This is a genomic window from Parasphingorhabdus sp. (genome assembly GCF_965233695.1).
Taxonomy (GTDB): domain Bacteria; phylum Pseudomonadota; class Alphaproteobacteria; order Sphingomonadales; family Sphingomonadaceae; genus Parasphingorhabdus.
On sequence record NZ_OZ247497.1, the window covers coordinates 1111989 to 1134128 of the forward strand.

Below are 22140 nucleotides of genomic sequence, written 5' to 3' on the forward strand. Positions count from 1 at the left end.
TCGGGTGCAGCGTCATCCACCATGGTCACTCTTGGCACTTTCAGACAAACTGGTATGGCGTTCATTGTAAAAATTGATGATCGCTGCAGCAGATTCCTCGATCGAGCGGCGAGTCACATCGATCATCGGCCAGCCATTATCCGCGAACATCCGCCGGGCATATTGTGTTTCGGCCTTGACCTTTTCTTCATCGACATAATCGGTTTCCGGCGCTTGGTTGAGCGATAATAGCCGGTTCCGGCGCACTTGCACCAAGCGGCTGGCGCCTGCGACAAGACCAACCACCAGCGGGTTTTTTAAATGATAAAGCGCGTCGGGCGGCGGAGATTCCGGGACAATCGGGATATTGGCTGTCTTGTAACCGCGATTGGCAAGATAGATGGAGGTTGGGGTTTTGGATGTCCGCGACACTCCGGCCAAGACAATATCCGCTTCCTCCCAGTTTTCCCAGCCGATGCCGTCATCATGGGCAATGGTGAATTGAATCGCCTCTACCCGTTCAAAATAGGCCGCGTCCAATATATGTTGGCGACCGGGCCGCGCTTTTGCTTCCTGTCCCAACATGTTGGAGAGCGCGTCGGTCACGGTGTCGAGCGCGGGCACAACCGGCAAGCCCAAATGCCTGCATTCCCGTTCCAACCTTGCCCTTATGTCACTGTTTACCAGAGTGAAAATCACAAGGCCGGGATTGTCGGCAACTTCAACCAATATCCGGTTCAAATGGGTTTCGGAGCGCACCATCGGCCAGAAATGCTTGATGATTTCGACCCCGTCAAATTGCGCCAGCGCCGCTTTTGCGATATTCTCCAGCGTCTCGCCGGTGGAGTCTGATAACATATGAAGATGCAAACGATTCATGCCCGCAACCCTGTGATTTCATTGTGGATAAAGCAAGGGATGAATGCGGGATTATTGCACCGGTCATTTTCATGCCCGTCTTCCCGATTTCTATCCACAAGCCATCAAGTTTTGATATTTCCATCCACAGATTGTGGATAATGGGGATCAAATTTGGGAATCGGTAAATTTTTCCTTAACAGCCATCTGTCAATCTGTTTGTAATCACGACAAAGGCGCGTTACCGCCTCTATCCACGCTCTATCATCATCAACAAGATTCTATAAATATACTATATTATTATATTGGATGACCCTTATCTCATGTCTGACGGCACCGCCTCTCCGAAAATTTTACTCAACACGCTGCTTGGCAAGAAACAGGCACAGACTCCCGTCTGGCTGATGCGCCAGGCCGGCCGGTATTTGCCGGAATATCGCGCGTTACGCGCGCAAAAAGGGGGTTTTCTCGAGCTTTGCTATGATGCAGAGGCAGCGGCCGAAGTTACCTTGCAACCAATTAGACGTTTTGGTTTTGACGGGGCCATCCTGTTTTCCGACATTTTGATCGTGCCGCATGCCATGGGTCAGAAACTATGGTTTGAGACGGGAGAAGGACCCCGCCTGTCACCAAGGCTCGTCGAAGCGGATTTATCGTCTCTCGAAGCCGCTCCGGAACATTTTGAGGCTATTTATGCCACGGTGCGCCGTGTCGCTGCGCAGCTGGATGACAAAACGACCTTCATGGGCTTTGCCGGCAGCCCCTGGACCATCGCCACCTACATGACCCATGGGCAAGGCAGCAAGGATCAGGCCGTGACGCGGCGCTATGCCTATCGGGACGAAGCGGCGTTTGCAGAGCTGATCAGCGCGATTATCGACAATACCGTGACCTATCTTCTCGGTCAGATTGATGCTGGCGTGGACGCGGTGCAGCTGTTTGACAGCTGGGCAGGAACCCTGTCACCTGCGCAATTTGAAAAATGGGTGATTGCGCCCAATGCGGAAATCATAGCGCGGGTAAAGGCGGTTCATCCCGATCTGCCGATTATCGGTTTTCCCAAAGGCGCTGGCGCGAAATTAATTGCCTATGCCAAAGAAACGGGCGCGGATGCCATCGGTCTGGATGAAACGGTCGATCCGGTCTGGGCGCATGAAAACCTGCCCGTGGACCTCCCGTTGCAAGGCAATCTCGATCCGCTGGCCCTGATTGCCGGCGGAGATGCGCTGGAAAAATCGGTGCGCCATATTTTGCAAGTCTTTGAGGATCGCCCGCATATTTTCAATCTGGGCCACGGGATTTTGCCCGATACACCGATTGAACATGTCGAAAAGCTGCTTACACTTGTCCGGCAATGAATGAATATCTTTCCATGCTCTATCTCTGGCTAAAATCCGCTCATATCATTTTCGTCATCTTCTGGATGGCCGGCCTGTTCATGATGCCGCGTTTCTTCGTCTATCATCAGGAATCGGCTGTCGGGTCGGAAGAAGATGGCAAATGGATTGAGCGCGAAGCCAAGTTGCGCAAGATCATTCTCAACCCGTCGCTGATCATCGTCTGGGTTTTGGGTTTGGTACTTGCGTATGATATTGGCGCATTCAGCCAGGGCTGGTTTCACGCCAAGCTATTGGTCGTGCTGCTGCTCTCAGGTTATCATGGCTGGATGATGGGCTATGTTAAAAAACTCGCGCGCGGCGAACGGACGATTACGGATAAAAAGCTGCGGTTGGTCAATGAAGTGCCCGGGATTGCGGCAGCGATCATTGTAATTCTGGTAATAGTAAAGCCCTTTTAGAATTTAACTTATTTGTTGGTGGCCGCTACACCTTTCCACCTGCTGATAAATTCAAGACCATACCCAAAGAAAGCAATAACAATTCCAATCATAAGGAAAATCAACGCTTGGCCAATCGGTCCTACTGATTCTTCAAGGTCGTAAACTTCAAAAAGCGCCATGTTGATGAGAGTACGGTAAACTCCAATCAAAGTGCCAATTAATCCCATCAAGATAGAGCATGTTGACGCAGTCTTTAAATAACTCGTCCAAAGAAAGTATCGTTCGGGTTTCAACTCAATGTTCTTGTTGTTGGTCGCCATGTTCTTGGCGAAAATCAGCAACATTGAGATAAAGATAACCATCAGAGTGACGAAGACAAACCAAATTATTAAATCTGGTTCTGGAGGATGGTCGAATCCAAATTGGTTCTCTGGGGCCGTTTTAGCTGCTGACATAATCTTTTCCGAAATGCTGATGCTTAGGAAACTACATTTGACATGATCCCCCAGCAAGCGTAATTGAAGCTTAAAGCCCGTCCGGGCGATCTTTACATGTGAAAATTTGACGGCGCACACGCTGCACACATGCAAAAACAATATATAACTTCCTGATATTTTTGGATAAACCTCCATGCATTTAAAAGAACTAAAAGAAAAATCGCCCGCTGGTCTCGTCTCCATGGCGGAAGAACTGGGCGTCGAAAGCGCATCTACCCTGCGCAAACAGGACCTGATGTTCGCGATTCTGAAAGAACTCGCGGATCAGGATGAACTGATCATGGGCCTCGGCACGATTGAAGTGCTGCCCGACGGTTTCGGCTTTTTGCGCTCGCCCGAAGCCAATTATCTCGCCGGGCCTGATGATATTTATGTTTCGCCAAACCAGGTTCGGAAATTCGGCCTGCGTACCGGTGATACGGTCGAAGGCGAAATTCGGGCGCCGCGGGATGGCGAGCGTTATTTTGCGCTGACCAAGCTGACCGCGATTAACTTTGACGAACCCGATGCGGTGCGTCACCGGGTTAATTTTGACAATCTCACCCCGCTTTATCCGGATGAGAAGCTGACGCTCGACAGTCTCGACCCGACGGTCAAAGACAAGTCAGCCCGAGTCATCGATATTATTTCGCCGCAAGGCAAAGGCCAGCGTGCCCTGATCGTGGCGCCGCCGCGAACCGGTAAAACCGTGCTGCTGCAAAATATTGCCAAAGCGATTACCGACAACCATCCGGAAGTCTATCTGCTCGTTCTGCTTATCGATGAACGGCCGGAAGAGGTGACCGACATGCAGCGCTCCGTAAAGGGCGAAGTGATCAGCTCCACCTTTGACGAACCGGCCACACGCCACGTGCAAGTTGCTGAAATGGTTATTGAAAAAGCCAAACGCCTGGTCGAGCACAAGCATGATGTTGTCATTCTTCTCGACTCTATCACGCGTCTGGGTCGTGCCTATAATACGGTCGTGCCAAGCTCCGGCAAGGTGCTGACCGGCGGTGTGGATGCCAATGCCCTGCAACGTCCAAAACGCTTTTTCGGTGCTGCGCGTAATATTGAGGAAGGCGGCTCGCTTTCCATCATCGCAACCGCGCTGATCGATACTGGCAGCCGGATGGACGAGGTTATCTTTGAAGAATTTAAAGGTACTGGTAACTCCGAAATCGTGCTGGATCGCAAAGTCGCCGACAAGCGGATCTTCCCGGCACTGGATGTTGGCAAATCCGGGACCCGTAAGGAAGAATTGCTGGTCGAAGATGACAAGCTCAAGAAAATGTGGGTGCTGCGCCGTATCCTCATGCAGATGGGCACGATCGATGCGATGGAATTCCTGCTCGACAAGATGAAGGACAGCAAAACCAACGACGATTTCTTTGACAGCATGAACCAGTAAGAGGGTTGAAAGATCCGCTCATGCTGAGCGAGTCTGGGAGCAGAGGCCGGTGATGATTATTGAACAGGCCTTGTTGCAGGTAAAACCGGGTCAGTCCGGCCAGTTCGTCGAAGCGATGCAAAGGGCGCGGCCGCTTATCACGGCCCAGCCCGGTTTTCAGTCGATCGAAGTTCGCCCTGCTGTAGACGCTTCCGACCAGTATCTTTTGCTCGTTGGATGGGATTGCGTTGAATCCCATCGCGACGGGTTTCGCAAATCTCCGGATTATCCCCGATGGCGCGCCTTGCTTCATGAATTCTATGACCCTATGCCAACCGTAACCTATTTTGGACCTTCGATTTTTTCATGATTGACCTTCTCTTCATCCTGACCGCCGCATTGCCTAACGGATTGGGTTCCCCCGCCGATATTTGGGCCGCGATCGTCCATGATTTTTCGAATATCGGTTCGCCGGAAGCGCTGGCGGCCTTTGGCCAAGTGGTTTTGATCGATCTGGTTTTTGCAGCTGATAATGCCATTGTTGTTGGCGCGCTGGCGGGCGGACTACCGCCAGAACAACGCCGCAAGGTGATTATTATCGGTATCAGTGCTGCCTTGATCATGCGGATCATTTTTGCGCTGGCGGTAAGCATGCTGCTCTCGATCGTGGGACTGATTTTCGCAGGCGGCCTGCTGCTTCTATGGGTGGCGTGGAATTTCTGGCGTGAAATTTTTCACGAAGGTGAATCTCCCGGTTCGCCAGAAATTGCTGGCGACGAACATAGCGGTGTAAAATCTACCAAGACGTTCTGGGGAGCCGTCTGGGCGGTTACAGCAGCAGATATCTCGATGAGCCTCGACAATGTTCTCGGCGTCGCCGGAGCCGCGCGTGAACATCCCGGCATATTGGTCGTCGGATTGCTGTTGTCAGTCGCCCTGATGGGCCTCGCAGCCAATGTCATCGCCAAATATATCGAGCGCTACAAGTGGATTGCCTATATCGGTCTCGCGGTGATCGTCTGGGTCGCTGGCCGGATGATCTATGACGGTATTGTCGATCCAAAACTGGGGATGATGACGCTGTTTTGATAGGAAGTCAGGCAGACTTCTTCATCTTCTCCAACATCTTGCCCATTTCGTCCCAGACTTTGTTGATCGCCTTTAACGGGCGGACCATGACCTTGAAATCCTGAATCTTGCCTTCGTCATTCCAGCTGATGATATCGACACCATTGACCTGAATATCATCCAGTTGCAGTTCAAATTCCAGCATCGCCATATTGGCATCATCATCGACAAGTTCACGGACATATTTGAAGCTGTCATTTCCAAGGACATTATCCGCCGCCAATAGATAGGCCATGACAATGGGTTTGCCCGCCTGCGGCGTGTGCACGACAGGGGAGTGGAACACCGCATCATCGGCAAGTTGCTCGCTGAGCGCTGCTTCGCTCTTGTCAGCCATGCGGGCGTGCCAGGCTTTCAGATTATCGCGTGCGCTCATCCCAAATGCGCCTTGAAAAATTCAGCTGTCCGGCTGTCGGCCAATGTTGCTGCTGCCTCGTCCCGGCGAGCCCCAAATTCAGCGGCAAATCCGTGATCCAGACCCTCATAGTCATGCAGCGTCACCTTCGGATGGTCGTCCAGCCCTTCATGCATCGCGGCCTGGGCATCGGCGGGTACGAAACCATCGGCCGTGGGGATATGCAGCATGACCTCATGCGCGATCGCATTTTTCTCGCCCAGAAGGCCATCGATACCCACACCATAATAGCCAACAGAGGCATTAATATCGGTTCTGGCCGCTGTCATGAAAGCCAGCCTTCCGCCGAGACAATAACCGACGCAGCCGACTTTGCCGCCGTTTACAGCATCACGCGCAAAATGAATCGCTGCTTCAATGTCCCTGATACCCTGATCCTGATCAAATTTGCCCATGAGATCGAGCGCGACCTGAAATTCTTCCTCAACATCAGCATCAAGATCAGTGCCTTCGTTGATCCGCCAGAACAGATCTGGCGCAACAGCGAGATATCCGGCCTTGGCCCAATGATCGCATTTCGCCTGGATTCCTTTGTTCACGCCAAAAATTTCCTGAATCACGATGATTGCCGCTTTGGCTTCACCGTCTGGCTTGGCGACATAGCATGGAAATTCTGCGTCTCCGCTCAGCGTTTTAATCGGTTTCATTTCGCCCATTTTCTTGCGCTCCTTTGATCATGACTTGATTATTGGTGCACATTATCCCCATATCCTGTTGTGGCAAGGTGGAACATCATCTGTTGCGGTGAGGGGGGAACTTCGCTTCAACAACATTATAAGAGGAAGCCAATATGAAAGTAACCGTAGAGCTGGATTGCACACCGGAAGAAGCGCGCCGCATGATGGGCCTGCCGGATGTCGCAAAACTCAACGAAACTTATGTGAAAGAATTGTCCAAATTCCTTCAGGGCGCCAGTTCGGTAGAGCAGTTGCAGAATTTCACCAAAATTATCGCCCCCATGGGTGAGGCCGGTATCAAGATGTTCTCTTCCTTCGTGAGCGGGGCAATGGGTGCCGGTAACGGAAAATCTTCCTCGACCAAGAAAAAAGACTAGATATCAAATAGTTAATTGATGTCCGCGGCTGACACTATCTTTGCATTGTCCAGTGGGCAACCACCGGCGGCCATCGGTATCATCAGGGTCAGCGGTCCGAAAGCATCGGATGCTTTGCGTGTTCTGAGCGGCGCTGTGCCGGATGAGAGACGTGCCAGTCTGGCGAAACTGACCGACCCGGCCAGTGGCGAACTGCTCGATACGGCTCTCATATTATGGTTCCCGGGACCAAATAGCGCGAGTGGTGAAGATCTCGCCGAGATTCATTGCCACGGCGGCCGGGCTGTCGTTCGTGCGCTGGAAACCGCACTTGAAAATATGGACGGACTGCGCCGAGCGGAACCCGGGGAATTCACCCGCCGGGCTTTCACCCATGGCCGCATGGATTTGGCGGAAGCAGAAGGCCTATCCGATCTGCTTTTTGCGGAGACCGAGCTGCAACGCCGTTCGGCGATTAAGGCAGCGGGTGGAGCGCTTTCGCGAAAAGTGGAAGATTGGCAAAATACCATCTTGCGCCTGTCCGCGATGGTCGAGGCAGAGCTCGATTTTTCCGATGAGGACGATGTCACGCCCGCGCAATTGTCGGTTGTCCAATCGGCGGCCGATAAACTGGCGACTGAAATGAAAAACATGCTGGATCGCCCGCGCGCAGAAAAGTTGCGCGAAGGGGTTCGGGTTGTTTTGGGTGGTCCGCCCAACAGCGGCAAATCAACTTTGCTCAATGCGCTGGTTGAGCGAGAGGCGGCGATTGTATCCGCTATCGCCGGAACGACACGGGATGTGATTGAAGTGCCCATCGCGATCAAAGGCATCCCATTTCTGTTTATAGACACGGCGGGAGTCCGGGAGGAAGGCGCGGAAGAAATCGAGCGCATCGGAATTGATCGCGCGCGCCAGCAATTTAATCTGGCAGACCTGATCCTGTGGCTCGGTCCAGAGGGGGAGGGCCCGCGAAACGCCAATCTGGTTGAAATAGCATCACGCCAGGATCATCCGGAATATATGCCCAAATCGCCGGGCGTTCTTTCCGTATCTCCGGTGGTCGGCGCTGGAATGGATGCGCTGGTGGCGCTGCTCGTGGATCGTGCGAAAAACATTGTTCCGCGCGGAGACGAGATCAGCGTAAACAAGCGCCAGGCAGATCATCTGACCGAAGCGCAAACGAGTCTCCATCAGATAGCCGACGTGCAAGACTATCTGATTATCGCCGAGCAATTGCGGCTGGCCCGTGCCGCGCTTGATGCGTTGACGGGCAGGGCGAGTACTGAAGATATGCTGGACAGCTTGTTCGGAAAGTTCTGTATCGGGAAATAGACTGTTCCACGTGGAACAGTTGCAACATCTCCGGATTTGCAAGGCGAGATCATTTTGACCTGAAACCCAGCTTCCGCTATGGGCGCAGCATGAATCGTGATTTTGATCTTATTGTCGTCGGTGGCGGGCATGCGGGCTGTGAAGCGGCGGCGGTCGCTGCACGCATGGGCGTGCGCACAGCGCTGGTGAGTTTTACCAAAGACAGTATCGGCGCGATGTCCTGCAATCCTGCCATTGGCGGTCTGGGAAAAGGGCATCTGGTGCGCGAGGTCGATGCCTTTGATGGACTGATCGGGCGGGCGGCCGATTCAGCTGCCATCCATTACCGTATGCTCAATCTGTCCAAGGGCGCCGCAGTGCAAGGCCCGAGAGTCCAGGCAGATCGTAAGCTTTATAAAGCCGCCATCCATCGCATACTGGACGCGCAGGATAATCTGACCATTATCGAAGGCGAAGTCGCATCGCTGATATTTGATGGACAGACGGTGAGCGGCATTAACCTGGCCGACGAAAGTCAGATCAACGCTTCGGCCGTTATATTGGCGACGGGAACATTTCTAAACGGGAAGCTGTTCCGCGGCGAAGAAACTGTCGATGGCGGACGGACCGGAGAGGCCAGTGCAGTGTCGCTTGGCCAGCAGATTCGCGATGCCGACCTTCCGATCGCGCGCCTGAAAACCGGAACGCCGCCGCGCATCGATGGACGTACAATAGACTGGGCCGCACTTCCCGAGCAGCCTTCCGACGATGACAACTGGACCATGTCACCGCTTTCGACGCGGCGGGACGTGCCCCAAATTTTCTGTGCCGTCAGCCGGACCAGCGTAGCGACCCATGATATTATTCGTGACAATCTCGATCGGTCGCCCTTGTTCAGCGGTGCGATCGATGCGCAGGGCCCGCGCTATTGCCCATCGATAGAAGACAAGATTCACCGCTTTGCAGACCGGGACTCCCATCAGGTGTTTCTGGAGCCAGAGGGGCTTGATACCAATCTGGTCTATCCCAATGGTATCAGCACGTCTCTGCCCGCCGATGTACAGGAGGCATTTGTCCGGACCATGGATGGTCTGTCCAAAGCCGAAATCATCGTGCCCGGCTATGCGGTGGAATATGACCATATCGATCCGCGGGCTTTGGACCGGTTGCTAAAAGTCCGCGATCTGGACGGGCTTTATTGCGCTGGCCAGATCAATGGCACCACGGGATATGAGGAAGCGGCGGCACAGGGCTTGATCGCCGGTATCGGCGCAGCTTGCGCGATACAGGGCAAGGCTGCACCGGAGCTTGATCGCGGTACCAGCTATATGGCTGTGATGATTGACGATCTGGTGCTGCAGGGCGTGACCGAACCCTATCGGATGCTCACCGCGCGTGCCGAATATCGCCTGCGTCTAAGGGCTGACAATGCAACCTCAAGGCTTAGTCCGGTGGCAGCTTCATTGGGTTGCCTGGGTGAAGAGCGACAGCGCTGGTTTGAAGCACGGGAAATCCAGCGCCATGCGCTTATGGAGGAGTTGGAGGCCGTCCACAGCTGTGAGGCAATTGCCGATCAGGACATTGAGGTTCGCCGCGATGGTACCAAACAATCTCTGTTTGACTGGCTGCGTTTCCCCAATATCTCGATAGCGGCGCTGGAAGGGCTGGGGATTTCTGTTGCTGACACAGACTCTGCATTGCTGGCTGAAGTCGAGGAGGACGCACGCTACGCGCCTTATCTCCAGCGGCAGGAATCGGAGCTTAAAGACTTGAGAGCGAATGAGCAGATCCGCTTGGGCGATGATCTTGACTATGCCGCAATCGCCGGACTGTCGAATGAAATGGTCGAGCGTCTAAAAGGGGCCCGGCCGGAAACACTCGCGGCTGCTTCCCGGGTCCGGGGTATAACTCCGGCTGCGTTGGCAGCGATTCTAGTCCATGCGCGTCGCCGCGAAGCCAAGACTCTGGCGGCATGATTCGGGTATGACAGAACAAGAGGCGCAGGACTGGCTGCGCGAAAAATTCGATGTTCCACGTGAAACATGGGAGCGGCTGGAGCAATTTCTCGCCCTTCTTTCTGAAGAAATGCAGCATCAGAATCTGATCTCCAAATCAAGCGCCGACCATGTCTGGGCCCGACATGTTGTCGATAGCGCGCAATTATTGCTACATGCGCCGAAAGGGCAGGGCCGCAAAATCTGGATGGATCTGGGGACCGGCGCCGGCTTCCCCGGGATCATTATCGCAATATTGAGTGACTATGAAGTGCAGATGGTGGAGTCTCGATCTCGCCGGATAGCCTTTCTGGAATCTGTCGTAACAAAGCTGGATCTGACCGAAAAAGCCTTGGTATTGGGCGACCGTTTGGAGAATGTTGAAAGCCATCCTGTGGACGTCATTAGTGCAAGAGCTTTTGCGCCGTTGCAAAAACTGTTGTCACTTTCACACCGGTTTTCCACAGAAAAAACGGTTTGGCTCTTACCTAAAGGCAAAAATGCGGTAAGGGAGTTAAAAGGCCTATCGCCAAAACGGCAAAAAATGTTCCACGTGGAACAAAGTTTGACCGACCCGGAAGCGGGAATATTGGTGGGAATAGGCTGAAAACGTTTATTTATATCAGCTTAGCGAAGGGTTCTGCGTAATATGGTCCGGATAGCGATAGCAAATCAAAAAGGTGGCGTCGGTAAAACGACCACAGCCATTAATATGGCGACGGCTCTTGCTGCGAGCGGGTGGAAGGTTTTGCTGATCGATCTGGATCCGCAGGGCAACGCATCGACCGGCTTAGGACTTAACCAGGCAGAGCGTACGCATAGCAGCTATGATCTGCTGATTTCCGACGTTTCCCTGAGCGAATGCGTGATTAAGACGCGCGTTCCTGGTCTCGATATAGTGCCCGCGGTTGTCGACCTGTCCGGCGCCGAAGTCGAATTGGTTGAATTCGAGGAGCGCACCCATCGTTTGAAAAAGGCCTTGGACGCGGGCGATGATGGCCAATGGGATATCTGTCTGATCGACTGCCCGCCATCTTTGGGTCTGTTGACGCTTAATGCCATGGTTGCTGTTGAATCACTCCTGGTTCCACTGCAATGCGAGTTTTTTGCGCTCGAAGGTTTGAGCCAGTTGCTGCAGACCGTCGAGCGAATCCGCGCGCGTTTCAATCGGGCCTTGTCCGTCATGGGTGTGGTGCTCACCATGTATGATCGCCGCAATAAATTGACGGAGCAAGTATCCGATGATGTTCGCGCCTGTCTCGGCAATGTCGTCTTTGATACCGTTATCCCCAGAAATGTAAGGCTTTCAGAGGCGCCGAGCCATGGTTTACCGGCACTGATTTACGATCATCGGTGCAGTGGATCGGAGGCCTATATCAACTTGGCGCGGGAACTGATTTCCCGTTTGCCAGAACGGAAGGTGGCGGCGTGATGGCTAAAGAAGAGGAAGCCCCATTGCCAAAAAAAGCGGCAATAAAGAAGGCAACGGGACTGGGCAGAGGGCTGAATTCGCTATTCGGCGAGATTCAGCGGGAAGAACCACTCGTCCAGGCACCAGAAGCGGAAATTGATAGTGATAGCCCTGGGGCCCGTACCGACGGGTTGCGGTCTATTGCGATTTCCGACATTCGGCCCAATCCGGATCAGCCACGCCAGACTTTTGACAATGAAGCCTTGGATGAGTTGGCCGACAGCATGAAGCTGCGTGGCGTGATTCAACCGATTGTTGTTCGCCCTCATGGCAAGAATTTTCAAATAGTAGCCGGTGAACGCCGTTGGCGTGCGGCGCAGCGGGCGCGACTACACAGGGTGCCCGCCATTGTTCGCAGCCTGAATGATGCGGAAACGCTGGAAATCGCAATTGTTGAAAATGTTCAGCGCCGCGACTTAAACGCTGTTGAGGAAGCAGAAGCCTATGTGAAGCTGAAAGACGATTTCGGCCACAGCCAGGCAAAGCTGGCGGAGCTAGTTGGCAAATCCCGTAGTCATATCGCGAATCTCATGCGTTTGCTGGATCTACCGGAGTCGGTGCGGGCATTGGTGGCGGAAGAAAAGCTGACTATGGGCCACGCGCGCGCCCTTATTAATGCACCGGATTCGGCAGAACTGGCAGTACAGGTTGTCAAACAGGGATTATCGGTGCGGGATACCGAGAAGCTCGTCCGCAAGGCGATGGGTGGGGCACGGCGAAAAATCAAGAGTTCCGTGTCTGGCACTAGTGAAAGTGATGCGGATATCCGTGCGGTAGAGAGCCATCTCGGTGATCTATTGGGCCTTAAAGTGACAATTCAGTCGAAAGGCGTGACGGGCGCCGGTGCTATGACCATTGAATATAGCAATCTCGATCAACTCGATTTGATTTGCCAGCGTTTAACAGGTGAACATATCTGATTTTGTGTGATTTCAGTGTGATTCTATAGATATTTGATCGGATTCAAATTCTAAAATCCTGTAACATATACGCATATTATCGTTATATAACAACACGATAACTGGTTTACTATCTCTTAACCATGGCTGGCAGCAAAGATTTATCCTTTGTCGTCGATAACCAATCTCGAATGTTGGCGTATAGCGACGTTTGACCAGTGGGTTTGGTCAGACGCACCGTAGGCGCCCTTTCGTTTAGTAGTGAAATATAGGGACCAGAAAATATGTCTAAATTTATCAAAGCCGCTTTGGCTTCTTCCGTGCTTGCCGCTTCTGTCATGGGTGCAAATGCTGCTCATGCTGCGACGGCTTCTGCAGACGCACGCGCCACCATTCTGGAGCAGGTTACTGTAACCAATACTTCAGATCTTGATTTCGCAACCATCGTTACGGGCGCCACAGCCGGTACCGTTGTTGTAGACGCTGCTGGCGCAGTCACCTGTGCCGCTGCTCTGGTTTGCTCAGGCACAACCACGGCTGCTGGTTTCAGTGTTGCAGGTACAACCGGTCAGACCGTTGACATCGATGCCGATGCCACTGTTACGCTCACCAACGGGGGCGGAAACGCTATGGTTGCAACGCTGGTTGAAAGCGCAACCACACTGACCATCTCCGGTACTGCTGCAAACGACGTATTCACGGTTGGCGGTAGCCTGGCTGTTGGTGCAAACCAAGCTGATGGCGCTTATCTTGGTAACTTTGACGTAACCGTCAACTACCAGTAAGGCTTAATCAAAGCCGACCGTAAGGCGGCTGGTTTATGATATTGAAAACCCGTCTGTAACTCAAGTTGCAGGCGGGTTTTTCATATTCCCCCATTAGTGATAGCAGAGCGATATTTGCTGTGGTTAGCGCTTTGGTAACCCTCTTTCTCCATAGTGAGCGATGTGGGGATATTGGCGGTTTACCGTCAAGTCCGGAATATTTACAAACCGGAGACAGAGATGAAGACCAGCGGTCTCAGACGATTCAACAAATTCTATGCCGGCCTTGCCATAATTGGCTCGGCGCTTTTCCTTTCCAACATGCCAGCGCACGCAGCAGGGGATCTCCTGGTGGCGCCGACGCGTATTGTCCTTGACGGGCAGCGCGGTACTGAGGTTATTCTGAACAATATTGGTTCAGAAACAGCAACTTATCGCATTTCGCTTGAGCTGCGCCGAATGACGGCTGAGGGCAAGCTAAAGGATGTCAGCGCCGAGGAAGCCAATCAGGTTGAACTGGCGGCCAAAGAGATGATCCGTTATGCCCCGCGCCGGGTGACATTACCGCCCAACCAGCCCCAGGCCATACGCCTCGGGATAAGACCGCCGCAAGACCTTCCCGATGGCGAGTATCGTGCCCATCTTCTGTTTCGCGCCATCCCCAAAGCGAAAGCAGTTACGGAACAGGAAAGTCCGAGCGGTGGCTTCACTATTGCGCTGACTCCCATTTATGGCGTAACCATTCCGGTTATCATCCGTCAGGGAAATTTGCAGGCAACAGCGGGTATTGCCAACGCGCGTGTAGAAACCAGCGACAATGGACAGGCCTTTGCCTTTGATCTTAGTCGAACTGGTGATCGCTCTACCTACGGCGAGATACGGGTACTCAAACAAGGCGAGAGCGAACCGATTCTGGTGGCGCGCGGTATTGCCATCTACCCTGAAGTCGAGCGGCGTAAGGTCACTTTGCCGGTACCGGCAGACATTGCTGCCAAGCTCAAAGGGGCTATTTCGGTCGAATATTATGAACCTGATAATGCTGGCGGTGGTTTGATTACCAAAAGCCAGATGGTTCTAAGATAGCGATTTATATCAGTATATTAGGCTGACTTCAAAACGTTAAGCAGCCAGAATATCGATGATGAAAAGCCACCTTTCCATAATCGGCCAGCGTTTCAAATCGCTGGCAATGGCCGCCGGGATCAGCATGATCCTGGCGGCTTCGCCGGTTATGGGACAGGCCGCACCAGTGGGATCGTCTAACAGCCAGTCATCATGGACGGCAAATGACGATGATGCGCTGCTTTTCGATCTTCGCTCCGGTAAATACCGCCTGGGTGATGGCGTGCGCGGTTACCAAACCGACAATGGTGTTTGTGTAGATTTTGGCGATGTCATCATGGCATTGGATGTACCTATTAGGTTGGACAAAAAGTCGCGCCGCGCAACTGGCTGGGTATTTGCGGAGCGAGAAACACTGATTGTTGAACGAGACAGCAATACAGTACAAAAGGTGAACGACAGGAAAAAACTGTCGCCCGGAGATGTGTACGATACGCCAGAGGGCTGGTGCGTAAACGTTAAAACCCTGTCCAATTGGCTTGACCTCCCGCTGGTTCCAGATTTGTCCAACGCCCTACTGACCATTGAATCCGACAAGAAACTTCCATTTCAGTTGGCCCTGGAGCGGAAGGAGCGGGCGGCGAAAATCCGGCCAAGACGCAGTTTTGACCTATCCAGTCTTCCGCAATCCAGTGAGCCTTATAAATTCTGGCGGACGCCATCGGTAGATGCTGTTGTTTCCGCCGGTGGGCTGCGCGACAAGCGTTCCGGGCAGAAGCTTGACGTGCGTTACGAGCTTTTTGCGTCGGGTGAAGTTGGCAAGGCATCTTTTGACGCCCGGCTGTCATCGGATGATAAGGGCGTGCCGGAAAGTTTACGGGTGCGTGCCTATCGGACCGATCCCAAATCGGGTCTTTTGGGCCCGCTAAAGGCGACGCACGTCGCTTTGGGAGATGTTTCGACCTTCTCGAGCTCGTTAGTGTCCCAGAGCACAGTAGGCCGCGGCGCGGTAATAACAAACCGTCCGGTAGATCGGCCGGATAATTTCGACCGGACAAGCTTTCGCGGCGAATTGCCGGCAGGCTGGGATGCCGAACTCTATCGCAATGGGCAGCTGTTGGCTTTTGCCGAAAATCGCCTGGATGGCCGGTATGAATTTATTGATGTACCCCTTCTCTATGGGCAAAATCGCTTCGAAGTGGTGCTCTATGGCCCGCAAGGACAAATCCGCAGGGACAGCAAGTCGGTTCCGGTCGGGCTGGATTCCATTCCGCCCCGGAAAACCTATTATTGGGCCGGTGCCCAAGAGGCAGGCAAGGATTTGATCAACTTCAATTCATTTCTGCCAACCGAACAAGCGGGCTGGCGCGGCGGCATTGGAGTCGAGCGCGGCCTGAACGCCAAAACTTCCGTCGCTGCTTCGTTGTTCAGTCTGCAAATAGATGACGTGCGGCGCAATTATATAGAAGGATCGGTTCGCCGCGCCGTTGGACCGACATTGGTCGAGCTGTCAGCCTCCTCAGACTTTGCAAAGGGCACAGCTTTTCGTGGCCAACTGCTTGGAGAACTGGGAAAGACCTTGATAACTGCAGAGACTATATGGGCACGCGGTGATTTCCGGTCAGATCAGGTCGAACAAAACATGAACGGCAGGCATAGCCTCTCTCTCGACCATAATTTCAAGCTTGGAAGCAAGATTGTTCCGTTTCATATCGATGCCCAATATCGAACGCGCACCGACGGGCGGTCGTCGCTTGACCTGACCGGCCGGGCGTCTCTGAACCTGCGTCGCTTTTCATTGACCGGTGAGCTGAGCTGGGAGCAGCAATATAACGATTCCGGTCCCAATCCGCCGGATATTGCCGAAGCGCGACTGCTGGCCAATGGCCGTGTTGCCGGGGTTAGGCTGCGCGGCGAGGCAACATACCGGATTGCGCCCGAGAAACGTTTCGAAAGGGTTAATTTTACCGGCGAATGGCGTGCTGGTGATCGCGCGGACTGGCGGGCGGAGCTCGGCTATGATGTAGGTCTTGATCGCGGCCGTGCAGCCGTTGGAATCATCCGCCGTTTTGACAAATTTGCCCTGACTGCCAGTGCGGAAGCAGCGACCGATGGCTCTGTCGCGGCCGGTTTGAACCTTGCGTTCAGCTTTGGCCCCGATCCACGCAACGATGGTTTCCGCTTTTCCAGCAACAAGCTGGCCAATAGCGGCCAGGCGCTCGCCATTGTCTATCGCGATAAAAACCGCGACGGCAAACGGCAGGCGGACGAAGAGCTGGTCGAAAATGTCGAGTTGACCGCTGGGCAGACGACCGCATTGATGGCGACGGACGCACAGGGTCGGTCGGTCATTGATAATCTCGAACCGTTCCGTCCGATACTCATTGGTATTGATGCGAGCAGCTTGTCTGATCCCTATGTCCAACCTGCTCTGCCCGGTGTGGTGGTAACGCCGCGTCCTGGCATTGCTGCAACCGTAGAATTGCCGCTGGTGAGCGCCGGAGAGGTGGAGGGTACGCTGGTACGCAAAGGGGGTGGTACTCTTGCTGGTGTTGGCCTGGAACTGCTCGATGTGGAAGGCCGTATTACGCATGAAACAAAAAGCGAATTTGACGGATTCTTCCTGTTTGAAGGCGTGCCTTACGGAGCTTACCAGGTTCGAATTCAGGCGTTATCGGCGCAAGCCATCGGTGTTTCACCAATCCTGAACATTCGCGCAGTGGTGGATGACGATAATCAGGTTGCCAAGCTGGGCGCGGTTGTGGCGCAGTCTGACGCGGTGATGGCAAAATTGGGGGGTGTTCCGACCGGTGCGCCAAGCGGACTGCCGGACCCCTGATCCTGTCTTGTGCGTATTGGCGGTTCTGCTAAGCTTTCCGGCTGTTTGACCATCTCCTAATGAATCGGGATCAAAAAATGCAAGTCACTGCCAATGGTATCAATATTGAAGTCGAAGATCATGGCAAAGCCAGCGATCCGGCTATCCTGCTGATCATGGGATATGGCACGCAACTCATTGCCTGGCCCATGGATTTCGTGAACGGATTGGTTGATTCGGGATTCCGCGTCGTTGCATTCGATAATCGCGATGTTGGGCTGTCCTATAAATGTGATGGCGTATCCGCGCCGGGCCCGCTTCGGCAAATTTTCACCAAACGGTTTTTTCCCAGCCAAAATCTGGCGCCCTATAATCTCAGCGACATGGCCCGTGATGCGGTTGGCGTGCTGGATGCGCTTGATATTGATCGAGCGCATATTGTCGGAGCGTCAATGGGCGGCATGATCGGACAGCTGGTCGCGGCGGATCATGACGACAGGGTTTTGTCGCTCACGCCGATCATGTCTTCGACCAATGCGCCTGGATTGCCCGGTGCAGATCCTGCCGTGCGCAAGGGGCTCATTCAGTCAGCTCGCGCGAAAGCGACGACCTTGGAAGAAGCCCTGACCGCAGGCATGGCGTTTTCCTCTATCATTGCATCGGAAGAAGGCAGGGCGCGAGAAGAGGAACGTCGGGCCCTCATGAAGAAAGCTCTGGAGCGCAGTTTTTATCCTGCCGGTCGGCAACGGCAAATGGCGGCGATTATCGAAACCGGTAATCTGCGGCCCAAGGCGCAGACAATTTCTGTTCCGACCATGGTTGTTCACGGCACGGCGGATCCGCTTATTCCCCATCCCTGCGGTGAGGATATTGCGGCCAATGTTAACAACGCCCGGCTTGAGCTGGTCGATGGCATGGGTCATGATCTTCCGCCAAGCAAATTGCCGGTGATGGTCGAATTGATCGCGGAGCATTGCAGCGCTGCTTGATGGATTGGATATTCCCGGCCTAAAGATTTCGTGGCAGGCAATATTCGATAACATGGCCCGTCATAACTATTTGCTGCGGAGCGACCACCATTGTGTCACCATCCTCTTGAAAAAAATCAATATTTATTGATTCTGGAGGGTTTTTAATGGTCACAGCCCGGGCACGACAGGGGCGCGCAAAAGGCAGGTTTTCAGGATCTTTTCCGCGTGCGACAGAGAGCATGAAGCGAAGGAAATGCCACCGGCTAGCGCGCGATAATGTAATGAGATGGAAATGATCATCACCCAAGCCGGCCTCTGGAGTCAGGGACCATGGCCCGGCGAAATAGCGTCCCTTGGCAATGTAAAAGGCCTCGCAAAACAGGCTGTTTTTGGACCCGTCCGATACCGTCACATCCAGTGCAAATTTTTGTCGCGGCCAGCGCGCAAAGAGCTTGGCAAAGGACCAGGCATAGGCGCTACGGCCAATTTTCTTTTTCAGCTGCGGCGAGTGATTGGCAACGGCAACGCCATCGGGGCCAGCGCTCAGACACGCAGCAAACGGACCGTGATTGGTACCGGCTACTGGTTCCTTCAATCGCGCCTCGGCTCCAGCAAGATATCCGCGCATCACTTCACCCGCAAATTGTTCGGGTTCCGAAGCATAGCCAATTTCGCGGGCAACGAGATTCACGGTGCCGGCGGGAAAAATACAAATGGGTGTTTTCAGTTCGCTTTTTTGCATGGCGGCGATAACCAGACGCAGCGTTCCATCACCGCCGGAAACGCAGACAAGGTCGCTGTCGTGGGCCAGCTTCATGCTGCCGTCTATTTCGGTGATGCCCATGACCACTTTGGCACCGCACGCTTCGAAAGCCTGCGCGAGCACACCAAGACGCAGCTCATGATGGGTACCCGATGCCGGATTGTGGATCAGCTGAACAAGCATTGACAGGACATGGCGATAATTTCGCCGCTGCGTCAATGGCGAAGCGTGAATAGTCTTGTGTATTGTCGGAAAACCACTTTATGAATCTCGCCATGACCAAGAAAATCATAATCATTGGCGGCGGTTACGCCGGAACCATGTTGGCCAGGGAGTTGGATCAACATGCCGAAATCAGCCTGATCGAGCCGCGGGAAAAATGGGTCCATAATGTCGCGATGATCAGAGCGATGGCGCGGCCGGAGCTGCTGGATGAGATAGTCATTCCCTATGACGGCCTGTTGAAAAACGGCAAGATCATCCGTGGCCGTGCGGCTTCCATTGATGGCAATGTTGCAATATTGGAAGATGGCACTGAGATTGCCGGAGACATGATCATCATCGCCACGGGATCAACCTATGCGGCGCCGTTTAAAATGCAGGGTGATGATGAAGCGGCGTTTCTAACCAAAGCCAAGCAGGTGATCGCTCAGATCGACAAGGCAAAGACCATCGCCATTGTTGGCGCCGGCGCAGTGGGTAGCGAACTGGCGGGCGAGATTGCTTTTGCGCGGCCGGAAAAACAGGTCACGCTGATCTCGGCAGATGAAAGCCTGTTTCCGGACTATCCGGCCAAGCTTGGACGCGCGATGCTGCGGCAATTGGGGGAACTGGGCGTAAAGGTGCGTTTGGGCGAACGGATCAAGAAACTGAAACATACGGACCAACCGTTTGTACCGCTCAAAAACAAAATCAAACTGGCTGACGGTTTCCCGATTGATGCCGATCTGGTGATCCCGGTCATCGGGTCGAAACCGGCGACTGGTCTGCTGCAGAATCTGCAAGGCGTGATCTTTGATGATGATGGCCGCGCAAAGGTTGACGGCTGGCTCAGACCCACTGCCAATCCTGATCTGTTTATCGTCGGCGATATTGCGAGCACCGGTGACACGATGACAATTGTCGGACTGACGCGTCAGGTGGGATGGCTGAAAAAGGCCCTGAAAGCCCATATCGGCGGCAAGCAGATCGAGGATGTGAGGCCCTATAAGCCATGGCCCAAGCCGTTGATATTACTGCCTTTGGGACCGGATAAAGGCGCAAGTGCGCTGCCCTTTGGCGTGACCGGGCCGTTTTTGACATCCGCCATCAAAGGCAAAAAGCTTTTCATCCCGCGCTATCATCGGGAATTTGACTGGCAGCCCTAAGCGGCGACCGGTTGCAGCATTTTCAGGGCGATATCCTTCGCGTCCTTGTAGCCCGGTTTCCCGTTGGCAGCACGGGGCACATCATCGACCACCAGAAACGCGCGCGGCGTTTTATAATCGGCCAGCTTGCCGCGAACATGATCGTGTAGCGCCGCTTCATCGAGCGTATGACCATCCGTTACGGACAGCACAGCCGTCACCTTCTCGCCGAAGCGGTCATCGGGTACTCCGACGACCAGACAGTCATAAACACTGTCATGGGTCTTGAGCGCTTCCTCGACTTCCTCAGGGAAAATCTTCTCCCCGCCGCTATTGATGCAGACGGACCCGCGGCCCAGCAGCGTCACGGTGCCATCGGCCTCGACCATCGCGAAGTCACCGGGGATGGAATAGCGAACGCCGTTAAATGTCTTGAACGTCGCGGCGCTTTTTTCTTCATCCTTATAATAGCCAAGCGGGACCATTCCCCCGTTACAGATCATGCCCATTTCGCCTGAACCGGGTTTTACTTCGCGGCCCTCTTCGGTCAAAATCTTGGTGGTTTCTGCCATTTCAAAAGTGGCGGTCTTTTCAATCGCGGCATTTTCACGGGTTGTAACCGATGCGCCCATGCTGCCTTCAGTCGATCCCATGCTGTCGACGATGACCATTTCGATATGTTCCAGCAGGCCTTTTTTGACTTCGGCTGACCACATAACGCCTGAAGAGCCAATCATCTGGACAGATGACAGATCATAGGGCTTGCCCTGTTCCTTGGCATCAACCAGCGCGGCCAGCATCGGCTTGGCGAACACATCGCCGACGATCGTGATGTCGGTGGCTTTCTCGTTATCCGCTAGTTGCCAAAGCGCATGCGGGTCAAAATGCCGGTTGTTGAACAGGATGACGCAACCACCCAGCGCGTGCGGGATCATCGCCCCGATCCACATGCCGGTGCCGTGCATGATCGGGCAGGCCGGAATCGACCGGCTGGCCGCCCCCGCGCCATGTAGCGCCTGAGCCAGCGGTCCAAAACCTGTCGCGCCTTCCGGCAGAGTCATTTCCCGCATTTCAAAGCCCTTGGTGAACAGCGCGCTGGAAAAAGTCTTGTGATCATACATCACACCCTTGGGCATGCCAGTCGTCCCGCCGGTGTAGAGCATATAGAGATCGTCGTCAGAGCGCTCGATCACCGGCATCGGATCAGCAGCCTGCAAGGCGGTTTCATAATCCACCGCGCCATCGAGATGTTCACCGGAACCATCTTCAATTTCGAGGAACAGCTTCACATGCTCCAGCTTGTCCTTGATTGCGGCGACGCGCGGTGCGAATTGCGCATGATATACCAAGGCTTCGCTATCGCTGTTGTTGATGACATGAGTCAGCTCCGCTTCAAGATAGCGGTAATTGACATTGACCGGACAAATACGCGCCTTGAAGGCGGCAAATTGCGCCTCCATATATTCTGCGCAATTATAGGCGTAGATAGAGAGTTTCGCGCCGGGTTTCAGGCCATGATCAGCATAAACCTGCGCCAGCTTTGCCGCGCGCTGTTCATATTCTGACCAGCTATAGCGCTTGGCGCCTTCTACAATTGCGGGTTTTTCCGGAATCGCCTGGGCAATATTTTCCCAGATATCAGCCATGTGCCAGCTCATCGAGTCTCTCCTTTTTCTTTT

At 53.8% G+C, this 22140-nt stretch carries 22 protein-coding genes; 16 read left to right on the plus strand and 6 right to left on the minus strand.

The features are described 5' to 3' along the window. Positions 1-12 precede the first annotated feature (12 nt). Complete coding sequence (locus ACO6S1_RS05210; RefSeq protein WP_422345260.1) at positions 13-858, minus strand: pyruvate, water dikinase regulatory protein; 846 nt, start codon at positions 856-858, stop codon at positions 13-15. Between the two features lie 302 nt (positions 859-1160). Here ACO6S1_RS05210 and hemE point away from each other — a divergent pair, with 302 nt between their 5' ends. Both hemE and ACO6S1_RS05220 read left to right on the plus strand, forming a co-directional pair. Then, the gene (hemE, locus tag ACO6S1_RS05215; protein ID WP_422345261.1) at positions 1161-2195 is read left to right on the plus strand and encodes a uroporphyrinogen decarboxylase; all 1035 of its coding nucleotides are present in this window, start codon (positions 1161-1163) and stop codon (positions 2193-2195) included. Beyond that, the gene (locus tag ACO6S1_RS05220) at positions 2192-2635 is read left to right on the plus strand and encodes a CopD family protein (protein WP_422345262.1); all 444 of its coding nucleotides are present in this window, start codon (positions 2192-2194) and stop codon (positions 2633-2635) included. The genes hemE and ACO6S1_RS05220 overlap by 4 nt, the downstream gene beginning before the upstream one ends. An 8-nt stretch (positions 2636-2643) precedes the next feature. Here the strand turns inward: ACO6S1_RS05220 and ACO6S1_RS05225 are convergent, their stop codons facing one another. Next, positions 2644-3072, minus strand: coding sequence for a MotA/TolQ/ExbB proton channel family protein (locus ACO6S1_RS05225; RefSeq protein WP_422345263.1), 429 nt, complete (start codon positions 3070-3072; stop codon positions 2644-2646). A gap of 175 nt (positions 3073-3247) precedes the next feature. Here ACO6S1_RS05225 and rho point away from each other — a divergent pair, with 175 nt between their 5' ends. From rho to ACO6S1_RS05240, 3 genes are read left to right on the plus strand one after another with little or no spacing between them, the layout of a single operon-like run. After that, positions 3248-4504, plus strand: coding sequence for a transcription termination factor Rho (rho, locus tag ACO6S1_RS05230; RefSeq protein ID WP_422345264.1), 1257 nt, complete (start codon positions 3248-3250; stop codon positions 4502-4504). Between the two features lie 52 nt (positions 4505-4556). Beyond that, positions 4557-4853 carry an antibiotic biosynthesis monooxygenase family protein gene (locus ACO6S1_RS05235; protein WP_422345265.1) on the plus strand — a complete coding sequence of 99 codons (297 nt, stop codon included), beginning with the start codon at positions 4557-4559 and terminating at the stop codon, positions 4851-4853. Continuing rightward, the gene (locus ACO6S1_RS05240; RefSeq protein WP_422345266.1) at positions 4850-5572 is read left to right on the plus strand and encodes a TerC family protein; all 723 of its coding nucleotides are present in this window, start codon (positions 4850-4852) and stop codon (positions 5570-5572) included. Before ACO6S1_RS05235 ends, ACO6S1_RS05240 begins: the two co-directional genes overlap by 4 nt. Before the next feature lie 7 nt (positions 5573-5579). Here the strand turns inward: ACO6S1_RS05240 and ACO6S1_RS05245 are convergent, their stop codons facing one another. Then, entirely contained in the window at positions 5580-5987 is a 408-nt protein-coding gene (locus tag ACO6S1_RS05245) for a nuclear transport factor 2 family protein (RefSeq protein ID WP_422345267.1), read from the minus strand. Next, complete coding sequence (locus ACO6S1_RS05250) at positions 5984-6682, minus strand: dienelactone hydrolase family protein (protein ID WP_422345268.1); 699 nt, start codon at positions 6680-6682, stop codon at positions 5984-5986. Before ACO6S1_RS05250 ends, ACO6S1_RS05245 begins: the two co-directional genes overlap by 4 nt. A gap of 134 nt (positions 6683-6816) precedes the next feature. Between ACO6S1_RS05250 and ACO6S1_RS05255 the strand changes: the two genes are divergently transcribed. From ACO6S1_RS05255 to ACO6S1_RS05300, 10 genes are all read left to right on the plus strand, one after another. Then, complete coding sequence (locus ACO6S1_RS05255) at positions 6817-7080, plus strand: DUF6489 family protein (RefSeq protein ID WP_207986566.1); 264 nt, start codon at positions 6817-6819, stop codon at positions 7078-7080. 18 nt (positions 7081-7098) lie between these two features. Continuing rightward, positions 7099-8394, plus strand: a complete 1296-nt coding sequence (mnmE, locus tag ACO6S1_RS05260; RefSeq protein ID WP_422345269.1) for a tRNA uridine-5-carboxymethylaminomethyl(34) synthesis GTPase MnmE — start codon at positions 7099-7101, stop codon at positions 8392-8394. Between the two features lie 89 nt (positions 8395-8483). Further along, positions 8484-10349, plus strand: coding sequence for a tRNA uridine-5-carboxymethylaminomethyl(34) synthesis enzyme MnmG (mnmG, locus tag ACO6S1_RS05265; protein WP_422345270.1), 1866 nt, complete (start codon positions 8484-8486; stop codon positions 10347-10349). A gap of 7 nt (positions 10350-10356) precedes the next feature. Continuing rightward, positions 10357-10974 (plus strand): 16S rRNA (guanine(527)-N(7))-methyltransferase RsmG, encoded by a 618-nt coding sequence (gene rsmG, locus ACO6S1_RS05270; protein ID WP_422345271.1) that lies wholly within the window; start codon positions 10357-10359, stop codon positions 10972-10974. Between the two features lie 42 nt (positions 10975-11016). Further along, positions 11017-11799, plus strand: a complete 783-nt coding sequence (locus tag ACO6S1_RS05275; protein ID WP_422345272.1) for a ParA family protein — start codon at positions 11017-11019, stop codon at positions 11797-11799. Beyond that, entirely contained in the window at positions 11799-12758 is a 960-nt protein-coding gene (locus ACO6S1_RS05280; RefSeq protein ID WP_422345273.1) for a ParB/RepB/Spo0J family partition protein, read from the plus strand. Before ACO6S1_RS05275 ends, ACO6S1_RS05280 begins: the two co-directional genes overlap by 1 nt. 263 nt (positions 12759-13021) lie before the next feature. Continuing rightward, positions 13022-13522 (plus strand): DUF4402 domain-containing protein, encoded by a 501-nt coding sequence (locus ACO6S1_RS05285; protein ID WP_422345274.1) that lies wholly within the window; start codon positions 13022-13024, stop codon positions 13520-13522. 219 nt (positions 13523-13741) lie between these two features. After that, positions 13742-14584 (plus strand): molecular chaperone, encoded by an 843-nt coding sequence (locus ACO6S1_RS05290; RefSeq protein WP_422345275.1) that lies wholly within the window; start codon positions 13742-13744, stop codon positions 14582-14584. Between the two features lie 55 nt (positions 14585-14639). Continuing rightward, entirely contained in the window at positions 14640-17402 is a 2763-nt protein-coding gene (locus ACO6S1_RS05295) for an MSCRAMM family protein (RefSeq protein ID WP_422345276.1), read from the plus strand. Positions 17403-17479: 77 nt separating this feature from the next. Further along, positions 17480-18370: an alpha/beta fold hydrolase gene (locus ACO6S1_RS05300; protein ID WP_422345277.1), complete on the plus strand. Its 891-nt coding sequence runs from the start codon at positions 17480-17482 to the stop codon at positions 18368-18370. 19 nt (positions 18371-18389) lie between these two features. Here the strand turns inward: ACO6S1_RS05300 and ACO6S1_RS05305 are convergent, their stop codons facing one another. Then, a complete protein-coding gene (locus ACO6S1_RS05305; protein WP_422345278.1) occupies positions 18390-19334 on the minus strand; it encodes a diacylglycerol/lipid kinase family protein in 945 nt (314 codons plus the stop codon). Positions 19335-19390: 56 nt separating this feature from the next. Between ACO6S1_RS05305 and ACO6S1_RS05310 the strand changes: the two genes are divergently transcribed. Continuing rightward, a complete protein-coding gene (locus ACO6S1_RS05310; protein WP_422345279.1) occupies positions 19391-20482 on the plus strand; it encodes an NAD(P)/FAD-dependent oxidoreductase in 1092 nt (363 codons plus the stop codon). Here the strand turns inward: ACO6S1_RS05310 and ACO6S1_RS05315 are convergent. Beyond that, on the minus strand, positions 20479-22119 hold the full coding sequence (locus tag ACO6S1_RS05315) for an acyl-CoA synthetase (RefSeq protein ID WP_422345280.1): 1641 nt from the start codon (positions 22117-22119) through the stop codon (positions 20479-20481). The two genes, ACO6S1_RS05310 and ACO6S1_RS05315, sit on opposite strands and share 4 nt — an antisense overlap. Between the last annotated feature and the right edge of the window lie 21 nt (positions 22120-22140).